The following is a 21,553-nucleotide window of genomic DNA, read 5'->3' as shown; positions in this document are numbered from 1 at the left end:
TCTTGATTATTCCGGCAATCCCGCCGTTTATCAGCTACAACGAATCAAAAGTCGTTTTCCACCAGTCTTAAAAGTTATAACTCGCTTTAATGCCTGCGTAGCGATTGAAGTCTCTGGGTACATAGCCTTGAATCGCAGTGCCACCATAGCGAGAAGATGCATCATTAAGTAGATATCGGTAGTGCTCATCAAACAGGTTGTTTACAAAGCCTGTGACGTTCCACTGACCATCAATGTCAGCTAGACCAAGCGATAGATTGACGATGGCATAGCCACTTTGCTCGGTTGTTGGGTTATGGTCCAGTTGATAATTGACCTCGCTCTGGTAACTTAGTGCTCCCCGGGCGAAGACTTCCAGCGGCAATGAGCCAAGGGGGTGTCGGTAATCAAAGTTAGTATTAAACTTCCAGCGCGGTGCTTGCTGAGGCCGGGTACCACTGAGATCCTGACGAGTTGGCGAGCCAACACAACCCTGGGCTTCTGTCTGACCATAGTAGCAAGGTGCGCCGTCGAAACGGGTAATCTCCGCATCCAGGTAGGTTAGGGATGTGGAGATAGAAAGGTTGTATGTTGGCCTTAGCAAGGTTTCCAACTCGACACCTCGGGATTCCAACTCCCCGACGTTAGTTAGGCGAAAGTTTTGAGTTCCATCATCTAAGGTTTCAATTCCCTGCGCCTGAAAATCTTCGAAGTTTGAGTCAAAGAGCGTTAGGTTAAAGGTAAGTTTGCGATCAAACAGCTCTGAGCGAAACCCCAACTGCAAATCATCAGACGTCTCTGGATCAATCGGGCCAGCATCCGCACGCGCCTGATCGAAGCCTGATGAAATATCATAGGCTTCACCTTTATGGCCCGTCGCATAGGTGGCGAAAATCATAACATTTTCATTGATTCGCTGTTGAATGCCTAGCTTGTAGGTACCAAATTGGTCGTCGCTGTCACCTGAAAAACGGTTATCTGTCTCACTCAGTAAATTGATATAGGAATAATCGATGGTTTCCCGGCTGTATCTGGCTCCGGCAATGAGCGTGGTATTCTCGAAAAGGTCGTATTCCAATTGACCAAATGCCGCGATTTGCTCACTGCCTGTAGATGCCGACCAGTTTGAATTGGCAAACACTGGCCCTCGATAAAAATCTCGATCAATATCGACATCGTTATAGTAGGCGCCAAGGGTGTAGCGAAATGCGTCGGAACCCGGAGATATCAGCCGCAGTTCCTGGCTGTACTGTTCTGTTGAAAAGTTACCATACTGGCGATTGTGAAAGTCTGCAATGGCTGAGTCGTCGCTGTCAAAGACATCGTGAGAGTTGTAGCGATCGTGCGCAGTAATTGATATCAGGCTGGGGCCGTCGTCAAAATCATAGGTGACTTTAATAGACTGAGCGAAATCGTCGTAGGTATTGCCGGTAACGAAATCGTAGGCAACCGAGGTGTTTTCATCGTCTGCTGTAATGCCTGGGGCAAAAACATCTGCAGTATACTCGGGGTTTCCTCGCAAAATTGTACCTTCGTCGAGTTCGATCAATGGTCTTGCAGAGGTGGTTTTTCCGTCTGCATAGTCGATACCGACATCAACTTGCCATTGGTCATTGGGATTCCATCGCAGCTTGTTTCGTGTTGAAAAGTAGCGTTTCCCATTGATTTTATCGTTCGTTGCGACGTTCCTCGCATTGCCATCAAATTCATCGTAATTGATGCTGGTGCGAAATCCGAGGGTGTCACTCATCGGGCCTGAAGCTGTCAGTCCAACTTGCTGCTCGTCATCGTTTGTCAGTGTTGTTCGAATGCCTGCTGTAAAGGTGTCGCTGGGGCCTTTGGTGACGATATTGATTAAGCCAGCGGATGCGGATTTTCCATACAGCGTGCTCTGTGGGCCTCGTAGGACTTCAATCCTTTCGATGTCGGCCAGGTCGGTGAACGCCCGTGACTGAAAGGCTAGGGCGACATCATCCAGGACGACGGCAACACTGGGCTCTACGCTGGGGCTGAACGCCAGCGTGCCCACGCCGCGTATCGAAATATTCGCGTTGGCGGGGGTTTCAGAAGGTCTGACCAAAAGCGATGGCGATACTCTGGACAAATCAGAGAAGTCCGTCACCGAGTTGGCTTCCAGTTGGTTTTCACCAATGACTTGCACTGAGACAGGAATGTCCTGAACATTCTGCTCACGCTTTTGAGCGGTGACAATAATCTCTTCGATTGGTGACGAGTTTTCGTTTTGGGCATGGGCCGTATGAGCTCCGCTGCCACCGATCAATGCGCCGACAAGTGTTGCCAAAAGTCCTTTATTATTTTGCATAGGATTCGTCTCAGTCATTTCAATTCTTAGGGTATTCTGACTGCTGAAAATCCCGGTTAGACCTGTGTCGAGCAAAAGCTGGTTAATAGCAGGTTGAGGCTTTAGAAAGCCTTTTACCGCATTTGCCTTACGTTTACTCACTGTTTCAAATGGAAATACCAACGTCAATCCGGCCTGTTCAGCAAACAGAATAAGCGCCTTGTCCGCACGTTGGGTTGGAATGTCGAAATGAATTCTCGAATTCTTATAAGATGCATTTTCCGCATGCGTGAGTTGTGACGCACTGCTGGTTAGCATCAACACCAGAATCAGAACGAGATTTATTGTGTTATTCCGCAACTGTTTGGGCAAGGTGTAAGATAGAAACGACTCTCTCATGAATTTCCACCAGTGCCGTGTAGGCTATTTTTAATTATTTTCATACCGACGCTTTTGCTTGTTGCGTTAGCTAACCAATCTGCAATATTTTTAAGAAGCTAGCGGGAGCGATCGAGTTTTTCTATAAGTCCACAAAGATCGACATCATAGATTGATATTGCTGTTTGATGAATGTGTTTCTCGCGTTATTGCTACACAGTGTATAGGTTACAACTGACGCAATATATACCCATAGCAGCGTTATAATCGTTAGCTGTTTGGCTTTGATGGCGTTCAAAACAGACTTAACTCGGTCGTTTATCGCGTATAAACGCTCTTATTCTGCCTGCTTTTGCCTTACAAAATCTCTCTCAAAAACGACACTCACCCGTCTATTAGTTAGGGTCAGGCGGGTGAGTTTGGATTGATTATCTCACGATTTACCGAGTAAACGAGTGAGAGATTTTCAGCTGAATTGTATGCACTGCCATTGATATGGCTCAAGTTTAATTTCTGAACCGGGCAAGCGTTTGCCGGTTAAACTGTCGCTACCGGTTTTATCAAGGTAAAGACTGCCCGTGGTATCACCCATATTAACGACCAGGTAAAGCTCTCTACCATCGGAGTAGGTCCTGGGGCACACGACAACGCCTTCCGTCGCCTTGGGTAGCGATTGAATATTGGCGTCGGTGGCGTAGTGTCGGATCAGTTGCTGTAGAAATGAGTTGGCTTGTGGGCCATGAGGAGATGAACTCAGCAAAACAACCTTACCTTTTCCGACGGATTTTTCTGTGATAAAGGCGTAGCCCTGAAGGCGACCCGAGTTGATAGTACCAACAGTCCTGGTGCCTTTCAGCGGGGTGAGCGCTGCGGTCCATCCGCTTAGTTCTACCTCCATGTCTAGTGCCTGCCCTTTGGCGCCTGTGTCTGTCAGGGGGGCGATAAAGTCAGTTTTTACGCCAGCGTAGTTTTCGAGTAGCCCGAGACCCGCATTCGTAGGCACGCTGTGTTCGGCACCGCGCATACCGGTCAGTGGACCGGCGATCCAAATGCCTCCCCCTTGCACAAAAGCATCGATACGTTTTAAAAAGTCTTCAGACACATATGGCAGGCAGGGTGTAAACAGCAGCTTTAAGTCATGAATGTCTGCGCCCTCAAAGCGGATATCCCGATGATAGCCAGCATTGAGAATTTGATGGTGCCAATGCTCGATAATTTGACGATAGCGGCTTGGAAAACCTTCTCGGGCGTCGGGCGGCTCGCTCTCCAGCATGGCGCGAGCCTGGTCGGAATAGGTCACGGCAATGGTCGCGTGAGAGGGCTGGCTTTGGGATAGTACTGGACGCAGGCTCTGTCGGTATAGATTGAGCGTCTCCAGTTCTTTCCAGCCGAGGGTGGGCTCATTCCAGGCGCTGATCACCGCGCTGTGAGAGATCTCTACGCCAGTTCGCTGTTGTCTCCACAGCCAGAAACAGAAAGCGTCTGCTCCCAAACCATAGGTCAGTACGGCTTCGGCAGGCACAAACCCCTCCGGATGAAGTGTGTGGTGTTTGCCGAGCCAGCCGTTATGGGCGACGCTGGTTTCCATCACCCAGTGTTGGGCATCGGGAATTGCCGCTCGGTATAAATCTGACCTGAACACCAGTGATGACCATTGTTCTGAGCTAGGGTAGGCATCGTAGGAAGCAAAATCCTGTGCTGTCATTGAACGTTCGTGGTGTAGGTTGAACGCAGGATTGTCATTGTGGGTGATGGGGGCTTGGGAGTGCCTTTTTAAAATGTCACTTTGGGCAATCAAGAAGTCGGCGGCGGCTTCCCGGCAGAATAAGCGATAGGCCGTTGTCAGTGCCGGACTGTGCATGAAAGGTGTTGCGACCGGGGCGGGAATTTGATCAAACGCCTGATAGGTTTGACTCCAGATACGTGTACCCCAGGCGTCATTGAGTTCTTCTATTGTGCTAAATTTGTCTGCGAGCCATTGGTGCCATGCTGATATCGCCGCAGGGCTAAAATCTTCCGCGACATGGGCTTTAAGTTCGTTGTCCAATTGCCAGCCGATAAGGGAGGGATGCTCACCCAGAGTAGCCGCCAGTTGCTCAATAACATCAAAACAGGCAGACCGAACTGCCGGATGGAAATAGCTCGCGTGCTGTCGAGAACCGTGAGACATAACCTCGCCAGCTTGGTTGTGATGGCAGCGTTCCGGGTGACCGTCGATCAGCCAGATTGGCGGTGTTGCTGTCGGAGTGCACATGACTACCTGGATGCCGGCTTGGTGCATTCGATCCATGACATTTTTCAGTAGACTGAAATCGTAGTGACCTGGCCGCGCTTCTACGACAGACCAGATAAATTCACCCATTCTGACAACATTGATGTCGAGTTGCTGCATCCGCTCTATATCGCCAGCGATATCGGTTTCCGGCCACAGCTCTGGATAGTAGCAAACCCCCATCAACAGTCGCTGCGCGGGTCGCGTTAGAGTCTTGGGCTGTGCAAATGTCCGCGTATGCCCGGTGGCACCATAGCCAGCAATCGCAAGCGTAGACCAGCGGATTACTTCTCGGCGTGATAGCGTTGGCGATGAGTCATCTTGTGTATCTTTGTCGTTCATTGTTCTTCCTGCGGTGCGTTATTATTTTGCGGATTGCACAATGGCTGGGTGAGGCTCAATGACGATCTGAGCCCACGACTGATTCAGTGCGGAGGCGATTAATTCCGCATTGAAAATAGCGCCGTCTTTATTTGTATGGGTGTGTTCGTCCGCAAACATCTGTTCCACGTTTGCGGGGCCAAGGCGGTCGTATTGACGCGCGATAATTTCGTGGAAATCGATAAAACTGATGTGTGCTGTCGTGGCGACGTCTTCGGCCCATTGCGGATAGCTATCTGTAGGGCGTTGAATACTTGTTTGCGCCTCGTTCCAGCGTTTTCTGGGAACTGGGCTGGCCAGTATTGGGGTCACACCTCTGGAAAGGGCGTCGCCCACCATTTCTCTAAGATACCAGCCGTAGGTGTGGACGGTTTCCGGTTTTCCCGTTAGCAGGTTGATTATGTCCTCTTGTCGATTGCCGGTACCTTTAAATGTGCCTCTCGCTCGTTCTTTATCATTGATTGGTGCCGCATCATTGTGCCCGAACTGCAGGAGGACTAAGTCGCCCGGATGCATTTGATTCAGAGTTTGTTGCCATTGTTGGCGGCTGACATAGGTTCTGCTGCTGAAGCCGCCTATGGCGCGATTGACGACCTGGACCTGTTCTGGAAGCGCTAGATAGTTGCCGAGAAAGCTACCCCAGCCCCACTGGCCATCGGCGCCAATGCCTGTGCCATTGCGGACAGTTGAGTCGCCAACTAAAAACAAGGCCCGTTCTGCTTGGTTGCTGCGAGAGGGTAGGCGCACAAAGCTCCAATCGTTGGCAGGGACGGCTTTGCCTTGTTGGCTGAGCGACTCGTTGACCAGCGCTGGTCGCATACCTTTCAAGCCGGCTACGACGGCTTCTGCATGTAATTTTGCTCCCGCGTCGTTGAAGTGAGTGTGATCTTTTGGGTATAGGCTGGCGGTACTTTCTTGACCTAGTCGTTCCAGTTCATCGGCGACCTGTTGGGTAACATCAATGAACTCCGTATTTTTTTCCAGAGCGATTTGATAAGCCCAGTAACCGTAATCTGAAGAACCTCGCTCAATTCTGCCCTGGTCCCAGATGTTTCTTACCGTTAACGACAAGACCACTGGGGTTGCTTTCAGTGCCCGAACGTCATCGATCATTTGGCGTAGGTAGTGGCCATAACTGAAGACTTCCTCTGTCTCGCCCGTCAGTTGGTTGTCGATCACTTGGCTGTTGGCGCCGATACCTTTTAAGCTTCCCCGGGCGCGACTGTCATCATTGATGGCACTGGCGTCATTGTGGCCGAACTGTATTAAGACAAGATCACCAGGTTGAACGTCGCTAATGAGTTTTTGCCAGTGTCCTTCCGTAATGAACGTACGACTGCTGCGGCCGCCGCGGGCACGATTGTCGACCCGCAATTGCGTGACGTCAAAATAATCCTGGAGGCGGGCTCCCCAACCTTGTTGTGGGGCATCTGTGTATTGTGCTGCGGTGGAGTCGCCGGCAATAAACAGCGTAGGGCCTGTTCCAGCAAAACTGAGAAAGGGCCATAGAAGGATTATCGCGACAGCGGCGTTGATCTTAGGGTGACGAAAATTTACCCGTGGCATGGTGGAATCATTCCCTCGAATCGTTATTGTCTTTGTGTGCTATTGATTCTATATAATCTTTATTGATCTTTTGTGATTAAAAATGATTGGTGTGAGTGTGTCAATGGCGTCGTGACTGAGAGCGGTGTTGGCGATGGGTCGCTGGGCTCTCGGTGAATTCAAAACAATAAATGAGGATCACAATGAGCGTTCGATGTTGGCTATTAGGGGTGTGGTTGTGCGCAAGCGGGGCTTTGGCGTATGCCGAGACGGAGCCATCAATAGACCTCTTACAGAATATCGAGGCCCGACAGTCTCAGAGCTTGGATGGGCAGTGGAGTGTGATTGTTGACGCTATCGATGTCGGAGATAAGCGCGAATTTAATCGCGATGTCACCCCAGAAGAGCCGTCTGACTTGGTTGAATACAACTTCGATAGCAGCCGAAAGTTGCACGTTCCTGGCGACTGGAATACTCAGGCAGAGGACCTTTTTTGGTATGAAGGCAGCGTTTGGTATCAAAGGGATTTTAACGTCGATAAAAAGCGCAAGAAGACCTATTTGCTTTATTTCGGTGCCGTAAATTATCTCGCGAAAGTTTATCTTAACGGTGAATTGATGGGTGAGCATGAAGGCGGTTTTACCCCCTTTCAGTTCGATGTGACAAGTCACCTTCGAAACGGAGAGAACTCGCTGGTTGTTAAAGTTAACAACCGTCGTGAGCCGGATTACATTCCGACGATGAGTACCGACTGGTGGAATTATGGCGGTATAACGCGCAGTGTGCACCTGGTGGCATTGGATCCGGTCTACGTATCCGATTACACACTGACATATCTACCGGGGGACGCGCCTAAAATTCGTGCGGAAATTTCAATGGCTGGAAACGTCGATGCGGGTGATCGCGTCGAGCTGTTAATTCCTGAGCTTGAGGTGACAGAACCCATAATTGTGTCTGCCGATGGAAAAGGCTCAGTGACGATTGACGCCGAGCCGACACTTTGGTCTCCCGATTCCCCAAAACTCTACGATGTCCAATTCGCGGTCAATAATGAAGTCATTCACGACCGTATCGGGTTTCGGTATGTCGAAGTCAAGGGCACGAAAATTCTTCTGAACGGGAAGCCAATTTTCTTGAGAGGTATCGCCATTCATGAAGAAAATCCGCGAGGTGCTGGTCGCGCTTGGAGCGAAACCGACGATCGCACTCTGTTGACTTGGGCCAAGGAGCTAAACAGTAACTATGTACGCTTAGCCCATTACCCACACAATGAAACCATGTTGCGGCTCGCTGACGAAATGGGGCTGCTTGTCTGGTCGGAAATTCCTGTGTACTGGGATATTCAATTTGATAATGAGGCCGTGTACAAGAAAGCAGAAGCTCAATACACCGAGATGCTCTCGCGGGATAAAAACCGGGCCTCAATTATTCTTTGGTCAATTGCAAATGAAACGCCTCTGGAAGAGGCCCGCACGCATTTTCTCAGCCGTCTTGTCGATCGCGTGCATGAGCTAGACCCGACACGTTTGGTGACTGCCGCGATTAATACTCAGAGTACAACAGAGTATGGGCGCTTGATCGATGATCCCTTTGCAGAAAAAGTCGATGTTATCGGTATTAACACTTACTGTGGCTGGTACGAAGATGCGCCGGAAGAGTGTGGTAAGTGGCGTTGGGAATCTCATCACGACAAGCCTTTAATCGTGAGTGAGTTTGGTGCTGGGGCATTGCAGGGCATGCATGGCGACAAGGAAAAAAGATTTACCGAAGAAAACCAGTTATTGGTCTATCAACACAACCTGATGATGCTGGAAAACATGGAGGCGCTGAGTGGTGTCTCACCATGGGTACTCAAAGACTTCCTTTCAGCTCGTCGGCCACTGGCAAATATTCAGGACTATTGGAACCGCAAAGGATTGCTCTCCGAGCGCGGCGTTAAAAAGAAAGTTTGGTATTTGATGCAGGACTGGTACGGCAAAATTGCCGATGAGGAAAGTGAGCAGGGCGGCAAACTTGACTAGGGTTTATTCAAAGGGTGTCTGCAAGCGAGGCTCCGGCCTCGTATTCTGGGTAAGGTTTGTCTCCGTACTTTTGTTATTGGTAATAGGGCAGTGTGCTGCTGCCAGCAATCCCGTTGATATCTATTTGCTGATGGGCCAATCAAACATGGCGGGGCGGGATCTTCGCGGCATCGATACGGCAATCGATGACCCCGAAATATTAGTTTTTACCGCTGATGACCAATGGCAGATCGCTCGCGATCCCTTGCATCCGCAAACGAATGCCATGTTGCCGGGTGTGGGGCCCGGCATGGCGTTTGCCCGAGTGATGAAAACGATAAAACCATCAACGACGGTTGGATTGGTGCCTCTTGCCGTGGGAGGCTCTCCGTTGCATCGGTGGCAGCCGGGGGGAGATCTTTACCAAAATGCTGTCAAGGTGGCACGACATGCCATGAGCCATGGCACTCTGAGAGGGATTCTTTGGCATCAAGGCGAGACAGATAGTCGCGATCTCGAAAACGCGAAGACCTACCCTCTCCGTCTTGCCGAGGTGATCCGCCAGTTACGAACAGACTTGGGGGCCGAGCAGCTTCCTGTCGTCCTCGGCGAGCTTGGTTTCTTTATCAGTACAGAGAAATATCCTTATGTGGATCAGGTTCGCAAAGGGCTGCATGACGTGGCTGAACAGGATTCAGAAATAGCAATTGCCAGTGCAGAAGGACTGGGGCATATGGGTGATGATCTGCACTTTTTCTCTGCGGCGGCGCATCAGTTGGGAGAGAGATACGCGAAAGCAATGATTCAGTTGCAGCATCCTCGTTGGCCAAGCATCGCTCGCTTTCCTGATAATCGTCGTGCGGCCATTTCACTAACGTTTGATGACGGTTTGCGACAGCAATTTTCTGTGGCTGCTCCAATGCTGGATTCCTTGGGATTCAAAGGAACCTTTTTTGTTATTCCAGGGCTGACGCCTGAGACTCAGTCCGCCGCTATCAAGAATGATCAAACCGGGGGCGGCTGGGCTGGGATCAGATCAGTTGGCCAGAGTTAGCGTCGCTACAATCACGAGGCCATGAGATTGCTAGCCATTCTGACCGGCACAGAAAATTGACTGAGTTGGCTCCTCACGATCTGGAAAATGATGTGATCGCGTCAAAGCGTATGCTTCAACATCATCTACAGGACAGTCCGGTTGCTTTCGCATTTCCCTACAATGCGATGGATACTCAAAGCCTGACCATTGCCGAAAAGCATTTTCAAAGTGTTCGCTATTATGAGACGGGCACTGGCCCTGAAACTGATGCCAAATGGCTGAAGGATTGGATTCGTGTTCAACAAACGATGGGGCAGTGGGGAATATTAATGGTTCATGGATTGGAAACCCATTTTGCACCTCTGCCTTCTGTAGAAACCTTTCGTCAATTTCTAACAGAGTTAGATCAATTCAAACACCACATTTGGATTGCACCCTTTGGAACCCTCGATCGTTATTTACAACAAAGAGACAAGGCCATTTTACAGAAAGTCGCCGACGAGGGGCAGCGTCAAAAATGGCGACTGATCCTTCAAGATGACCATGCCGTTAATCACCCGTCATCAGAATTAACGGTCATTGTGCCGCGTATTGAGGAAACGTGTTTGGGCGTTGTCCAGGGAGAAGACGTTCGAAACACCGAAATGGTGGGTGATGATTATCTCGTTGACTTAATGCCGGGTCCCGATGTTATTACTTTTACGTGGTCGTCTTGTCAGACGTCGAGAATGTCACGAATGGAACGGCGCAGCCAGACGTACAAAGGATCACCGTGAGTGCGGGGATGCCACACTTGATCAATGTGTATTGGGTCAAGTTCCAGCGGGGGGGATTGTCGATCCAGGTCAGGGCAGTAGGTCATTGCATAGTCGCTGATGGGGCTGAGGCAGGTCAACAACCAGGGGCTCTGCTGCATGAGATGAGGAAGCGCGATAAAACTGGAGGCTCCGGCGACCACCGTGCGTGTTTTGCCCAGCGCCTCCAGTCGGCGATCAACGATGCCAAAAAGATCGCCATCCAATGTGGTGACCAAATGAGGACATTTCAAATAGACATCCAAGGTCATCGGTTGCTGGCAGTATGGATTCCCTTTGCTGTAGAGAACAGTGAATTCCAAGGTTGTGGCGGTTGCTCTGTGTAGCCCGCCAGGAAGATCTCGGTAAAAACCAGCGATGGCGATATCACAGGTGCCGTTGGCCAGTTCTGTGGCGGGAAGTTTTCCGCTGGTATTGTGGGTAACAATCCTTATGGCGGGTGCTCGCTCATGTGCCAGGCGGAGCAGTTTGGGCAAGAGTAAATACTCCACCATGTCGGTGGTATAAATGTGGATGTGGTCCGTGCGCCCCTGAAAGTCTGTGTCATCAACTTCCGCATAAAAGCGTTCCAGTCCCGAGATTAGAAACTCAATTTGACTGGCGAGCTGATCGGCCTTTGGTGTTGGCATCAGCCCGCGCCCGGTGCGCACGAACAGCGGATCGCTAAAATCATGACGCAGCTTATTTAACTTGTGGCTGAGTGCGGGTTGGCTGAGATTCATCAAGTTTGCCGCACGACTCAAATTTCGTTCTCGGTAAAGTATGGCGAATAGATACAGGAGGTTGAGGTCGCGGTTTCTGATGCTCATTTGGCGGTCTGATGGTCGATGGAACTACCCTCATTGTATGCCATAGTCTGGGGGCTTTCAGCTTGGGCGCCTCAATCCTGGTTTCACGACCGAAAACCAACGATAAAATTCAGCGATTTCTGCGCGCTTGCGTCTCCCATGCGAGCGGTAACTGTAATAGGGATCGATTGGTGAATGGGGCCGGTGGTGCAAATACGAACTTTCTGAGCGTTAGATTCCCGCTCGTTTAAATTGATTGGATTTGTTCCGCGCAGGGTAAATGGCAAAGGTACCTGTCTATGTTTGGGATCTGCCTCGATGCTAAGGTGAACGGGACCGCTTGCTGCTTCAACGCTTTCCAGTTTGACTTGAACGTCATTACAGAAAGATTCATCGGGCAGTTGCACATAGAGCCTGCCGCGTTCCCGCTCCACTTCCAACAGCAACTGTGGGCGCTGGGTATAGCCATATGCCAGTGCGCTGGTGGTCAGTGTCACGGCGGTCAGATAGCCCAGTAGTCGGGGGCGCCATTTGGGCGAAGGTTGTTTCGACAGTTCGTTCTCTGACGCGAAGCGAATCAGTCCTCTGGGGCGCGCGAGTTGATCCATAACCTGATCACAGGCATCGATGCAGGCGCCGCAATCAATACAGGCATGTTGTAATCCGTCGCGGATATCGATGCCGACCGGACACACCTGAACACACAGGGTGCAGTCGACACAATCACCGGCGGTTTTCTCGTGGCGATGGCCTCGGGGCTCGCCTCTATGGAGATCATAGGACACGGTTCGGGTGTTCTCATCGAACATGGCACTCTGGAAGCGGGAATAGGGGCAGGCAAAGTTACAGATGTTGTCCCGAATCAGGCCCGCATTTAAATAGGTCAGAGAGGCCATAATCAGTACCCAGACCCAGGCGGCAGACAGATTCAGTGTCAGTACTTGCTGAAGCAGTTCGCGAATGGGCACAAAGTAACCGGTGAAAGTGATGGCTGTGATCAGGGCAACGAGGCCCCAAAGCAGATGTTTGCTGACGCGGCGCAGGCGTTGGTTCGATGTCATGCCCAGAGTATCCATGCGTTGCCGCTGGCGATCGTTACCTTCCAGCAGATGTTCAATCCGGATAAACAGCCAGGTCCAGATGCTCTGAGGACAGGCAAAACCACACCAGATTCTTCCCCAGACCACCGCCACAACGAACAGCAGGAGTGCGGCCAGAATCAATACCGCGGCCAACAGCGGCAGGTCCTGCCAGCTGAGTGTCAGCCCAAAGATAAAAATGCGATGTTCCGCCAGAGAAAACAACAGCGCTGGCCTGTCCCCCCAGGGCAGCCAGACGGCGACCATAAACAGCAGAATCAATGGCAGACTGACCCATCGTCGCAGGCGCTGAAAGCGTCCCTGAACCAGACGGGTATAGAGTTTTCCGTGGTCTTTCAGGGCGGCGGAATAATAAGTTGGGGTGACATCTGTCAGTGGAATGGTGTCGGCTCTCTCTGGGCTGCTCATGGGGCAATCTCACGGTAGGCAGGTTTTACCCGCCAGAATAGGGTATCGGCTCTATTCGGGGCAGGCATAAAAAAGGTAAAATCGATAGGTACAGATGCTGTCCTATGACGGCAGGGAGAGGCATGTCAGACGAAGATTTTCGCTATCGACAACTTGAGCAGCAGCTGCTGGATGGCATAGAGGCGGGGCGTTTTGCGGTCGGTCATAAGCTGCCCTCCATAAGAAGCCTCTGCACAGAGCACGGCTTGTCGAAAGCGACCGTGCAGCACGCATTGCAGCGTCTGGAAGCTCGAGGGCTTATCGAGGCGCGCCCGAAAAGTGGCTACTTTGTTCTGCGTTTGCTGCAGTCTCAGGCGCCACGACGAGTGAATTTTGCTATTGGTGAGCCGCAACCAGCGACAGTCAGTGACCTGCTGCTGGACATCATGCGCCGTGGCGCTGCGTTCGATATTCTGCCGTCGCCGGGCGGCTCTGAGCTGCCGGTGGGTATTCAGCAATTACATCGCAGTATCAGCCGTGCGCTGCGACGTCAGAAGGCCAATGAACACCTGTATTACGATGACCCAGCTGGGCTGCCCTTGTTGCGGGAGGTGCTGACTCAGCATCTGAATCAGCGGGGGTGTCAGTTAATGCCGGAGCGATTGCTGATCACTTCCGGTTGCCAGCATGCGCTCTTTCTGGCGCTGATGGCTTGTTGTAAAACCGGTGATACCGTCGCGGTGGAGTCTCCGGGGTTCTATGGCACTCTACAGCTGCTGGAACAGTTGGGGCTAAACGTGTTGGAAATTCCCGCATCCCCTCAGTCAGGTTTGGATCTGGATGCCATGGAAGCTGCCGTTGCAAAATGGTCCATACGGGCCTGCGTGCTGTCACCTTCCTTCAGCGCGCCCGCCGGAGCGCTATTGCCGGTCGACGCGGGCAGGCGGCTGTTGACGCTGGCGCAGCGCTATGACTTTGCCGTAATCGAAGATGATATCTACGCAGATACCGCTTTCCGACAAACGCCAGATCCGCTCCTGTCTGAGGATACTGATGGACGGGTCATTCTCTGTGGTTCCCTGTCAAAAAGCCTATCCCGGGACTTGCGTCTGGGCTGGATGAGTGGAGGTCGTTGGCACTCACAGATCGAGCGCCTAAAGCTGGTTACCCAGCTGGCATCCAGTCGGGCGACACAGCAGGGTGCTGCCGATTTTATTCAGGACGGTGGCTACGCAGCCCATCTTAAGCGACGGCGTTATCAGCTGCGTGAACAAAGGGATCAGTTGCTGGCCGCTCTGGGAAGCTGGTCGGGTGATCTGAGAGTGAGTCTGCCCGAAGGGGGACTGACGCTCTGGCTGGAGCTGGATGACAGTATTGATACCTTAGAGATTTACCCCAGAGCACTACAGCAGGGTGTCATCATTACGCCCGGGCCTTTATTTTCTGCCTCCGGTCGCTATCGAAATTGCCTGCGACTGAGCTTTGCTCACGACTGGAACAGGGAGCGGTTGGGTGCGTTGAAAACACTGGAGAGGTGTCTGCACAAGATGTTTTCCTCGGGGAGGTAACATCGTCGACCGCTTGGGAAGCCTCTGATTAACGCAGCGATGGCAACGCAGGCAGTGAATCAGAGGTCCCTTAGCTCCTTGCTTCTGATATTCACTATTTTTATATCGCAGATATAAAACATTCATTTTTAATGCCCTCGCTCCTGCCATAGAGTTCTTCTAACGATAACGGGAGGCATCGGCCTGCCTTTGCAAAACGGATGGGTTGAGATGGCCATTGCAGTTCGAATTCTGATGATCTGGAGCATGTTTATGAGTGCAACTGCCTTTGCAGGAGACAAAATTTTATTGGTGGCGACCAGCCACAGCATGATGGGGAATACACATGAGCGCACCGGTTTGTGGCTCAGTGAGCTGACCCATCCCTATGACGTTTTTAAAGACGCGGGCTTTGACGTGGACATTGTCAGTATCGAGGGTGGCCCTGTGCCGATTGACCCGCGCAGTCTGGCGGAAGACAACGAAGATCGGCGGGCGTTTTTAGCGGATTCTGCGCTAATGGCTGCGTTGTATACCACCCCGGCTCTTGCCGACGTCAATCCCGATGATTACCGCGCGGTTTTTTTCAGCGGCGGGCACGGCACCATGTGGGATTTTCCGGGTAACACCGATGTGAATCGGGTTGCTGGAAGTCTCTATGATCAGGGCGGTGTTGTTGCGGCAGTCTGTCATGGACCTGCGGCACTGACGGATATTCGCCTTGCCGATGGCAGCCTGCTGTTAGCTGGACGAAAGGTAACGGGCTTCACCAATGAGGAGGAATCTATTATGGAACTGACCGCCGTTGTTCCTTTCGCTCTGCAGACAAAACTGGAAGCGCAGGGTGCCGATTTTGCTGCTGCCACGCCCTGGTCTGATCATGTGGTCACAGATGAGCGGCTGGTTACCGGCCAGAATCCGCAATCTGCCGCCCACACAGCACAGACTGTGGTTGAGTTATTACGTCGCTGATGATTTGTTCGCACCCAGACTTAATGATGTTTAGCAGGAAACCCCGTAGATATGACTGATTTATTTTCTTCGTTTCACCTCAAAGAGGTGACGTTACGTAACCGTATCGCTGTGCCGCCCATGTGCCAGTACAGTGCCGTTGATGGGTATGTTAATGACTGGCACAAAGCACACTACGCCAATCTGGCGAGAGGTGGTGCGGGTCTTGTTATTGTGGAGGCAACGGGTGTTGCACCGGAAGGGAGAATCACACCCGGTTGTCTGGGGTTGTGGGAGGATGAACAGACACGCGGATTTGCCGAGGTGGCAAACCTGATTCGTCAGGCGGGAGCCGTGCCTGGTATTCAGATCGGCCACGCGGGCAGAAAAGCCAGTGCCAACCTACCTTGGGAAGGCGACGACCTTATCGCTGAAAGTGATCCTAATGCCTGGGAAACCATAGCACCTTCCGCTATTGCCTATGGGGAGAATCTCCCGCGTGTTCCCCGGGCAATGACACTCGAAGACATTCAGCGAGTCGGCCAGAACTTTGTAGATACCGCAAAGCGTGCCCTGGAGGCCGGGTTTGAGTGGCTTGAATTGCATTTCGCTCACGGCTATCTCGCTCAGAATTTTTATTCTCCGCACAGCAACCAACGTACTGACCAATACGGTGGCAGTCTGGAAAATCGCAGTCGGTTTATGGTGGAAACACTCGCTGCGGTGCGAGACGTCTGGCCGCAACATCTGCCGCTGACCATTCGTTTCGGCGTTATCGAGTTTGATGGCAATGATGAAGTGATGGTGCCCGAGTCTCTGGAGGTCTGCCAGACGTTTAAAGACCTTGGTGCAGATTTCGTGAATGTGAGTATGGGGTTTAATACGCCGACCGCGAAAATACCTTGGGGGCCGGCATTTTTAGCGCCTGTCTCGCGTCAGGTTGCCAATGCAACGGGGCTGCCTGTCGCAACCGCATGGGGTGTCGATATTCCCGAGCTCGCCAATGGCCTGATTGAGGAGGGCGCGCTGGATCTTGTTATGGTGGGAAGGGCGCATCTGGCCAACAGTAACTGGACCTATGACGCGGCGAAAGCACTGGGGCGTGAGCGTCCTGCCTGGGTTTTACCTGCTCCTTATGCTCACTGGTTAAATCGCTACGTACCTGCTGGCGCGCAATAATAGAAAGTTAAAAAGAGGGCGGCTTATAGCCGCCCATTGCATAATCATATGCAAGCGGGATTTATCGTTGCGATGTTACGTCTTGGCAGAGTTTGTCACTGTCGTCGGATTCGAAAGGCAGGCTTCCCTTAAGATCAGTAACACAAAATTTTAACGTATCTTTTTTTGAGATTTTCTTCTTGGCAGTCAAAACCGCTATGCCTTGATCATTCGTGCGAGCACGTACGGTTTCTTCTCGATGATTTTTCTTTCGTTCCCAAACGCCTTTAACGTCGACATCAGACTCAGGCTTGCCAGTATTGTCTTGGATGCTGACGGTTGCTTCTGCATAAATCTTTTTGCCGTGCTGCTTAATTGTTGTTGCAATACTGTGTACTCGCAAGTGCGTCGCAGCTTCTTCTGACTCAAAGGCTCCGAGGTCCGGGGCACTTCCTTCGAAGTCTTCGCCAAAGTCTGCACCAGAATCAACCAGGTCGCTGTCGGGTGATAGGTGCGCAAATGTAATATCAGGGAGATCTCCGTTGGGTTTTCTAGGCCTCATCAATTGAGATTCATCCAGTGAGAGAAAATCCGTCGAGTCTATTGTTACAGGAAGGTTGAAATAATTACTATAGAGGTCGTTTTCTGAATCCAAACCTAAATTTATAATTTCAGAATTGCTACCAAACCCCAAATTGTTGCGCATAACGTGGTTGTATCCGGGAACGTCGGTATCGTTGTCTTCTAACGTAGACAGCATGTTGAAGTTGGAGGAGCGGTTGTTCAGCGCCGAATTGTGAATCCACAGTTGACCTCCGACATGGTGGTTCGCATAGAAGCCGGCGGCTTTATTCCCAACGGCCAGTGATCGACGTACCTCGTGAACGGGGACAGGGATTGGATATTCGTCGCCATCACTACCATAACCTCCAGCTTTAAATCCGTTTCCGTCGGCAAGAGGCGTGAAGTCGGTGTCGTATCCGTTGTAAAACGCCCAGCTATTTTCGACGACGACAACAGCGCTCGCACTGATAAAGTCAAAACCGTCATCACTGTTAAACCAAGCTCGGCTGCCGCGAATGATATTTCCGGTTCCCGAGGTCAAATTTGGGTGGACGCCAAAGCCATCGATGTTGCCGTGGGAATTACTGTTCAAGCCTTTGTTGTTGTAGGCATCAACGTTGATCACCTGGTTGTTGCTACCTGATGCCAGGTACCAGCCAATGCCCATTCCGTCGTGAATCGCAAGACGTTCAAATCGGTTTCCATTGCCTTTGTCAACGCGAATGGCGGTTGATTGGGTGCGAGTGTCGGATATTGTGATTTGTATGCCGACAATATCAAATCCTTCGGACACCCAGTCGTCGGCTGATACCAAAAAACCGACCACTCGATAGTTTTCGGGACGTACCTGAGAGAAATCAAAAATGGGATGTTCTCCTGGCCAAGCGATATAGCTGATACCGTCTTTTGAGATATCGTTGACGATAGCTCTCACTGAGGTATAGCTGGAGATATTGTCATCGGTAAGTGGGTAGGTTCCGCCGCGAATATAGACGGTGTCGCCGGCTTCTGCTGCAGCCTGTGCTGCCATTAATGTGGCGAAAGGTTCTGCAATCGTCCCGGCATTGTCGTCCGACCCGTCGGTTGCAACAAAATAATCCAATCCGAATGCTGGCAACGAAAATACGGGTAGAGCTGCCGAAAGGCAGTTGGTGCTGAATATTCTCATTGGATGATCTCTTATAGTTAACGTTATTCGATGTAGTCCTGATTGTTTGTGAGCGTTTTTGAAGGTTTGATGATGCTAAGACCAATCTAATAATTGGTAAAGCCAATATTCAGGTTGATTGCTGTTAAGTTTAGATTTGGTCCAAAAAGAAGGGTGGTTACTTCTGGTTTTACAGCTTAGAGTGTTTTTTGAAGATTTAAGGCGCCAATTACAGGATGGACTGCTTGCCTTGTTTGTAATTGGCTAGACCAAACCGCGTATTATCGTGTGATCGGGTCCGAGGCGGAGTCGTTGAGGTTATGCGCCTTATGGCTCAGGTGTTGATCCAGTAGTCGTGAAAGTTGATGAAGTTTTTCTTTTTGCACCATGGTCATATGTGCGCCATCAACATCAAACGTGGCCAAATTCGTAATTAATTCACGCCATCCCATACTGGGAGCTGTATTTTCAAAAGCCTGGACTTCTTTTGCGCGAAATAGAACCGCTGGGCCTGAATAGTGGTGAGGGGTATAGCTACTGCAAGCGAGGCGGCGGGCGGCTTCACGGATATCCACCCGCTTTTCTTCAATTGGGGTAACAACGTTAGGACGGGCTCTACCAAAGATGGAAGAAACCCGCTTTACGAGATAGCTGGGACCGTGAAGTCGCAGTTGAGTCCAGTGCCGGCTAAGACGCTCGCGAGTGGTTAATTGAAAACGATAACCTGGCCGCCAGGTATCCAACATACCTACAAGGGTTACTGTTTCGCCTTTGTGTTCCAGTAAGCGTGCAGTCTCCAGGGCGAGAATGCCACCGAACGAATGCCCGCAAAGCGTGTAGGGCCCTTGGGGCTGTACGTTTTGAATTGCCTCGAGATAGCGCTGCGCCATTAACGGGATGCTGGAAAAGAGCTTGAACTCGTCCCCTTTCATGCCGTTTTTCAGTAGAGAGACTTCTTCTTCCAAATGGACCGCGTAAATAGAGCGGTCAACGAATAAGCTATCTACTAGCTCTTTGTAAAAGAGTGTTCCATAGAGAAAAAAGACGGGGGTGCCAGAACCCTTCCGCAGAAGAATGCATTCTGTCTCGGATTGACTGGCACCCTTGCGGATCAATTCGGCTAAGCCTGCAATGGTTGGGGCATTAAGCAATTGCGATATCGTCAGTTCTAAATCAAAGCGTTTTTGAATCTCGGTGAGCAATGCAACTGCGCTGAGGGAGTCGCCTCCAATTTCATAAAAGTTGTAATGAATGCCAATACTTTCAAGTTTAAAGAGAGATCGCCAAATCTCCGTAAGGATGTTCTCTATGTCGTCTCGCGGTGCTGTGTAATCGCAAGAGACCAGCATGTTGTCATCGGTTGGTTGCGGTAGGCTATGCCGATCCAGCTTGCCATTGAAGTTAGTTGGCAGTCGATTTAGGCGTACGAATAACGAGGGAATTGCATAATCTGGCAGTTGTTTTTGTAGGTGCGAAATAACACTGCTCAAGTCGATAGGCGCATGTTCAGAAGCAACCAGATAGCCGATCAGGGTTTTATCTTCGTGCCCGATTTTTCTGGCGGCAACAACTGCATCGGTGATGTTCGGGCATTGGCGTAGCTCATTTTCAATTTCCAGGGCTTCAATACGATTGCCGCGGATTTGGATTTGAAAATCTTTTCTGCCCAAGAGGCGAAGTTGGCCGCTGTCGTCGCGAACGCCCAGATCGCCAATCGCAAAATATCGAATACCGTTAAGCCCCACAAATTTCTGGGCATTGAGCTCTGGTTGGTTGAGGTAACCCAAGGCCAATCCTGGGCCGGAAAAATAAACTTCGCCGACACTTCCGTCTGTTACCGGATTGCCATCGTCGTCCACAATGATAAGGCCAACGTCTGGGAAGGGAGCGCCGACCGTGTATGTGTCACCTGACAGGGTGCTGTCTGGTTCGAAGTAAGTGCCCATACAGCTGATTTCGCTAGATCCATAAAGCACGAACACATCGGCATTGCGAAAGGTGGACTTCAGCTCCATCAGCAGGTGAGGGGCCACCATATCGCCGCCACTGGATGCGTGCCGTAGGTTTTCAAAGACTGACAGGTCGGGATAATTTTCATGCACATAGGGTAAGAGCTTTTTCAATAAGCTGGGGCCCATGTGTATAACGGTGGCATCGGTTAGCGCGTGACACAGTTTTCTTGGGTCCAGGATATCGGGTCTAGAAAGAATATGTACGGAGGCCCCACAAGTCAGCGGCAACAGCAGCTCAAACAGACTGATACTAAAGCCAATTCTGGCCACTGCCAGAAACCGGTCTTGAGGACCAAAACCAAATGTGGTTTTGGCTGAGTCTACATAGTGATGGAGATTGCGATGCGTGAAGACAATACCTTTAGGGGTGCCGGTGGTGCCGGAGGTAAAAAAAACATGCGAAATGTCATCGGCGCGAATTTGAGGCAGTTCTTTTCCCGACCAGACGGGTTTGGACAGTAATTTGCCAATGTCAAAACACTGATGTTGCCATTCACCCAGGGCGTCAGGGATGTCGCCGCTGGTCAGGATGAGCTGTGGTTTGGTTTCCGACAGTATACGTTTTATGCGTTCTGTGGGCAGTTCCGGGTCTACTGGCACATAGGTAGCGCCAGCCATATGAATGGCGAGTAAGGCGATGCAGATATCTGCTGATGGCGGCAAAAAAGCAACGACGGGTTGGCTTTTATGGACACCGTGTTCAGCAATTTGAAAGGCTAGGCGTGTGGCTTTGTCTTCCAGCTCCCCGTAGCTGATCTGCAGTGAGTCTTGATAGATCGCGGGGGCGAAAGGATTTTGCTTAACTTGGTCGCGAAAACTTTCCAGCGCTGTAAGCTCCAACTCCAGTGACAGGGGTAGTGTGGGCAATTGGCTCTCGTCACGGATGTCGTCAAGGTGATTAAGCGAAGTTGGCGTTGCCATAAAAGTCCAGTTTTACAAACCTAGTGGTATTTATACGGAGCGGATTGTGTGGTCGGCTGCTTTCCGGCCAATCACCGATCCGTTTGTGGTTGATCGATGCTCAGGTGTACAACCGAGTCAGTTGCAATAAACGCACGAAGTAACAAACACGCCTTAGTTATTTCCAGCTAGGCTCGAAACAGCACCCCAGCTGCATGCGGTGCGACATCGGGTATGCGTTTATTTCAACGGGTAAGTTGGTACTCAGAGATTCCCAAGTAAGTATAGATC

The 21,553-nt window shown here is 51.0% G+C and carries 13 protein-coding genes; 6 read left to right on the top strand and 7 right to left on the bottom strand.

Going from position 1 to position 21,553, the window contains the following annotated elements; translation table 11 throughout:
• Positions 1-67 precede the first annotated feature (67 nt).
• The 3 genes from ACXAFR_RS07140 to ACXAFR_RS07130 all read right to left on the bottom strand — a co-directional run bounded on the left by ACXAFR_RS07140 (position 68) and on the right by ACXAFR_RS07130 (position 6,878).
• Positions 68-2,680, bottom strand: a complete 2,613-nt coding sequence (locus tag ACXAFR_RS07140; RefSeq protein WP_475174490.1) for a TonB-dependent receptor — start codon at positions 2,678-2,680, stop codon at positions 68-70.
• A gap of 445 nt (positions 2,681-3,125) precedes the next feature.
• Positions 3,126-5,273, bottom strand: coding sequence for a beta-galactosidase (locus ACXAFR_RS07135; protein WP_475174488.1), 2,148 nt, complete (start codon positions 5,271-5,273; stop codon positions 3,126-3,128).
• Between the two features lie 21 nt (positions 5,274-5,294).
• Positions 5,295-6,878, bottom strand: coding sequence for a rhamnogalacturonan acetylesterase (locus tag ACXAFR_RS07130; protein ID WP_475174480.1), 1,584 nt, complete (start codon positions 6,876-6,878; stop codon positions 5,295-5,297).
• A 182-nt stretch (positions 6,879-7,060) separates the two neighbouring features.
• Here ACXAFR_RS07130 and ACXAFR_RS07125 point away from each other — a divergent pair, with 182 nt between their 5' ends.
• The 3 genes from ACXAFR_RS07125 (at position 7,061) to ACXAFR_RS07115 (ending at position 10,669) form a co-directional block, all read left to right on the top strand.
• Positions 7,061-8,878, top strand: coding sequence for a glycoside hydrolase family 2 protein (locus ACXAFR_RS07125; protein WP_475174473.1), 1,818 nt, complete (start codon positions 7,061-7,063; stop codon positions 8,876-8,878).
• Between the two features lie 70 nt (positions 8,879-8,948).
• Positions 8,949-9,911 (top strand): sialate O-acetylesterase, encoded by a 963-nt coding sequence (locus ACXAFR_RS07120; RefSeq protein ID WP_475174471.1) that lies wholly within the window; start codon positions 8,949-8,951, stop codon positions 9,909-9,911.
• On the top strand, positions 9,878-10,669 hold the full coding sequence (locus ACXAFR_RS07115; RefSeq protein ID WP_475175834.1) for a polysaccharide deacetylase family protein: 792 nt from the start codon (positions 9,878-9,880) through the stop codon (positions 10,667-10,669). The genes ACXAFR_RS07120 and ACXAFR_RS07115 overlap by 34 nt, the downstream gene beginning before the upstream one ends.
• Here the strand turns inward: ACXAFR_RS07115 and ACXAFR_RS07110 are convergent.
• Both ACXAFR_RS07110 and ccoG read right to left on the bottom strand, forming a co-directional pair.
• Positions 10,609-11,517, bottom strand: a complete 909-nt coding sequence (locus ACXAFR_RS07110; protein WP_475174466.1) for a LysR family transcriptional regulator — start codon at positions 11,515-11,517, stop codon at positions 10,609-10,611. The genes ACXAFR_RS07115 and ACXAFR_RS07110 overlap by 61 nt on opposite strands.
• Before the next feature lie 83 nt (positions 11,518-11,600).
• Positions 11,601-13,004, bottom strand: coding sequence for a cytochrome c oxidase accessory protein CcoG (ccoG, locus tag ACXAFR_RS07105; protein WP_475174461.1), 1,404 nt, complete (start codon positions 13,002-13,004; stop codon positions 11,601-11,603).
• 122 nt (positions 13,005-13,126) lie between these two features.
• Between ccoG and ACXAFR_RS07100 the strand changes: the two genes are divergently transcribed.
• From ACXAFR_RS07100 to ACXAFR_RS07090, 3 genes are all read left to right on the top strand, one after another.
• Complete coding sequence (locus tag ACXAFR_RS07100; protein ID WP_475174456.1) at positions 13,127-14,551, top strand: aminotransferase-like domain-containing protein; 1,425 nt, start codon at positions 13,127-13,129, stop codon at positions 14,549-14,551.
• A gap of 252 nt (positions 14,552-14,803) precedes the next feature.
• The gene (locus tag ACXAFR_RS07095) at positions 14,804-15,502 is read left to right on the top strand and encodes a type 1 glutamine amidotransferase domain-containing protein (protein WP_475174451.1); all 699 of its coding nucleotides are present in this window, start codon (positions 14,804-14,806) and stop codon (positions 15,500-15,502) included.
• A 51-nt stretch (positions 15,503-15,553) separates the two neighbouring features.
• Complete coding sequence (locus ACXAFR_RS07090) at positions 15,554-16,660, top strand: NADH:flavin oxidoreductase/NADH oxidase (RefSeq protein WP_475174449.1); 1,107 nt, start codon at positions 15,554-15,556, stop codon at positions 16,658-16,660.
• Between the two features lie 61 nt (positions 16,661-16,721).
• Here ACXAFR_RS07090 and ACXAFR_RS07085 read toward each other — a convergent pair whose 3' ends face one another.
• Positions 16,722-18,371 (bottom strand): right-handed parallel beta-helix repeat-containing protein, encoded by a 1,650-nt coding sequence (locus tag ACXAFR_RS07085; RefSeq protein ID WP_475174446.1) that lies wholly within the window; start codon positions 18,369-18,371, stop codon positions 16,722-16,724.
• A 260-nt stretch (positions 18,372-18,631) separates the two neighbouring features.
• Positions 18,632-21,283, bottom strand: a complete 2,652-nt coding sequence (locus ACXAFR_RS07080; protein WP_475174441.1) for a non-ribosomal peptide synthetase — start codon at positions 21,281-21,283, stop codon at positions 18,632-18,634.
• Positions 21,284-21,553 lie beyond the last annotated feature (270 nt).

The organism is Pseudomaricurvus sp. ABR4_320 (assembly GCF_056159445.1).
Note: the sequence above shows the minus strand (reverse complement) of the source record. Positions and strands in the feature narration are given on the sequence as shown.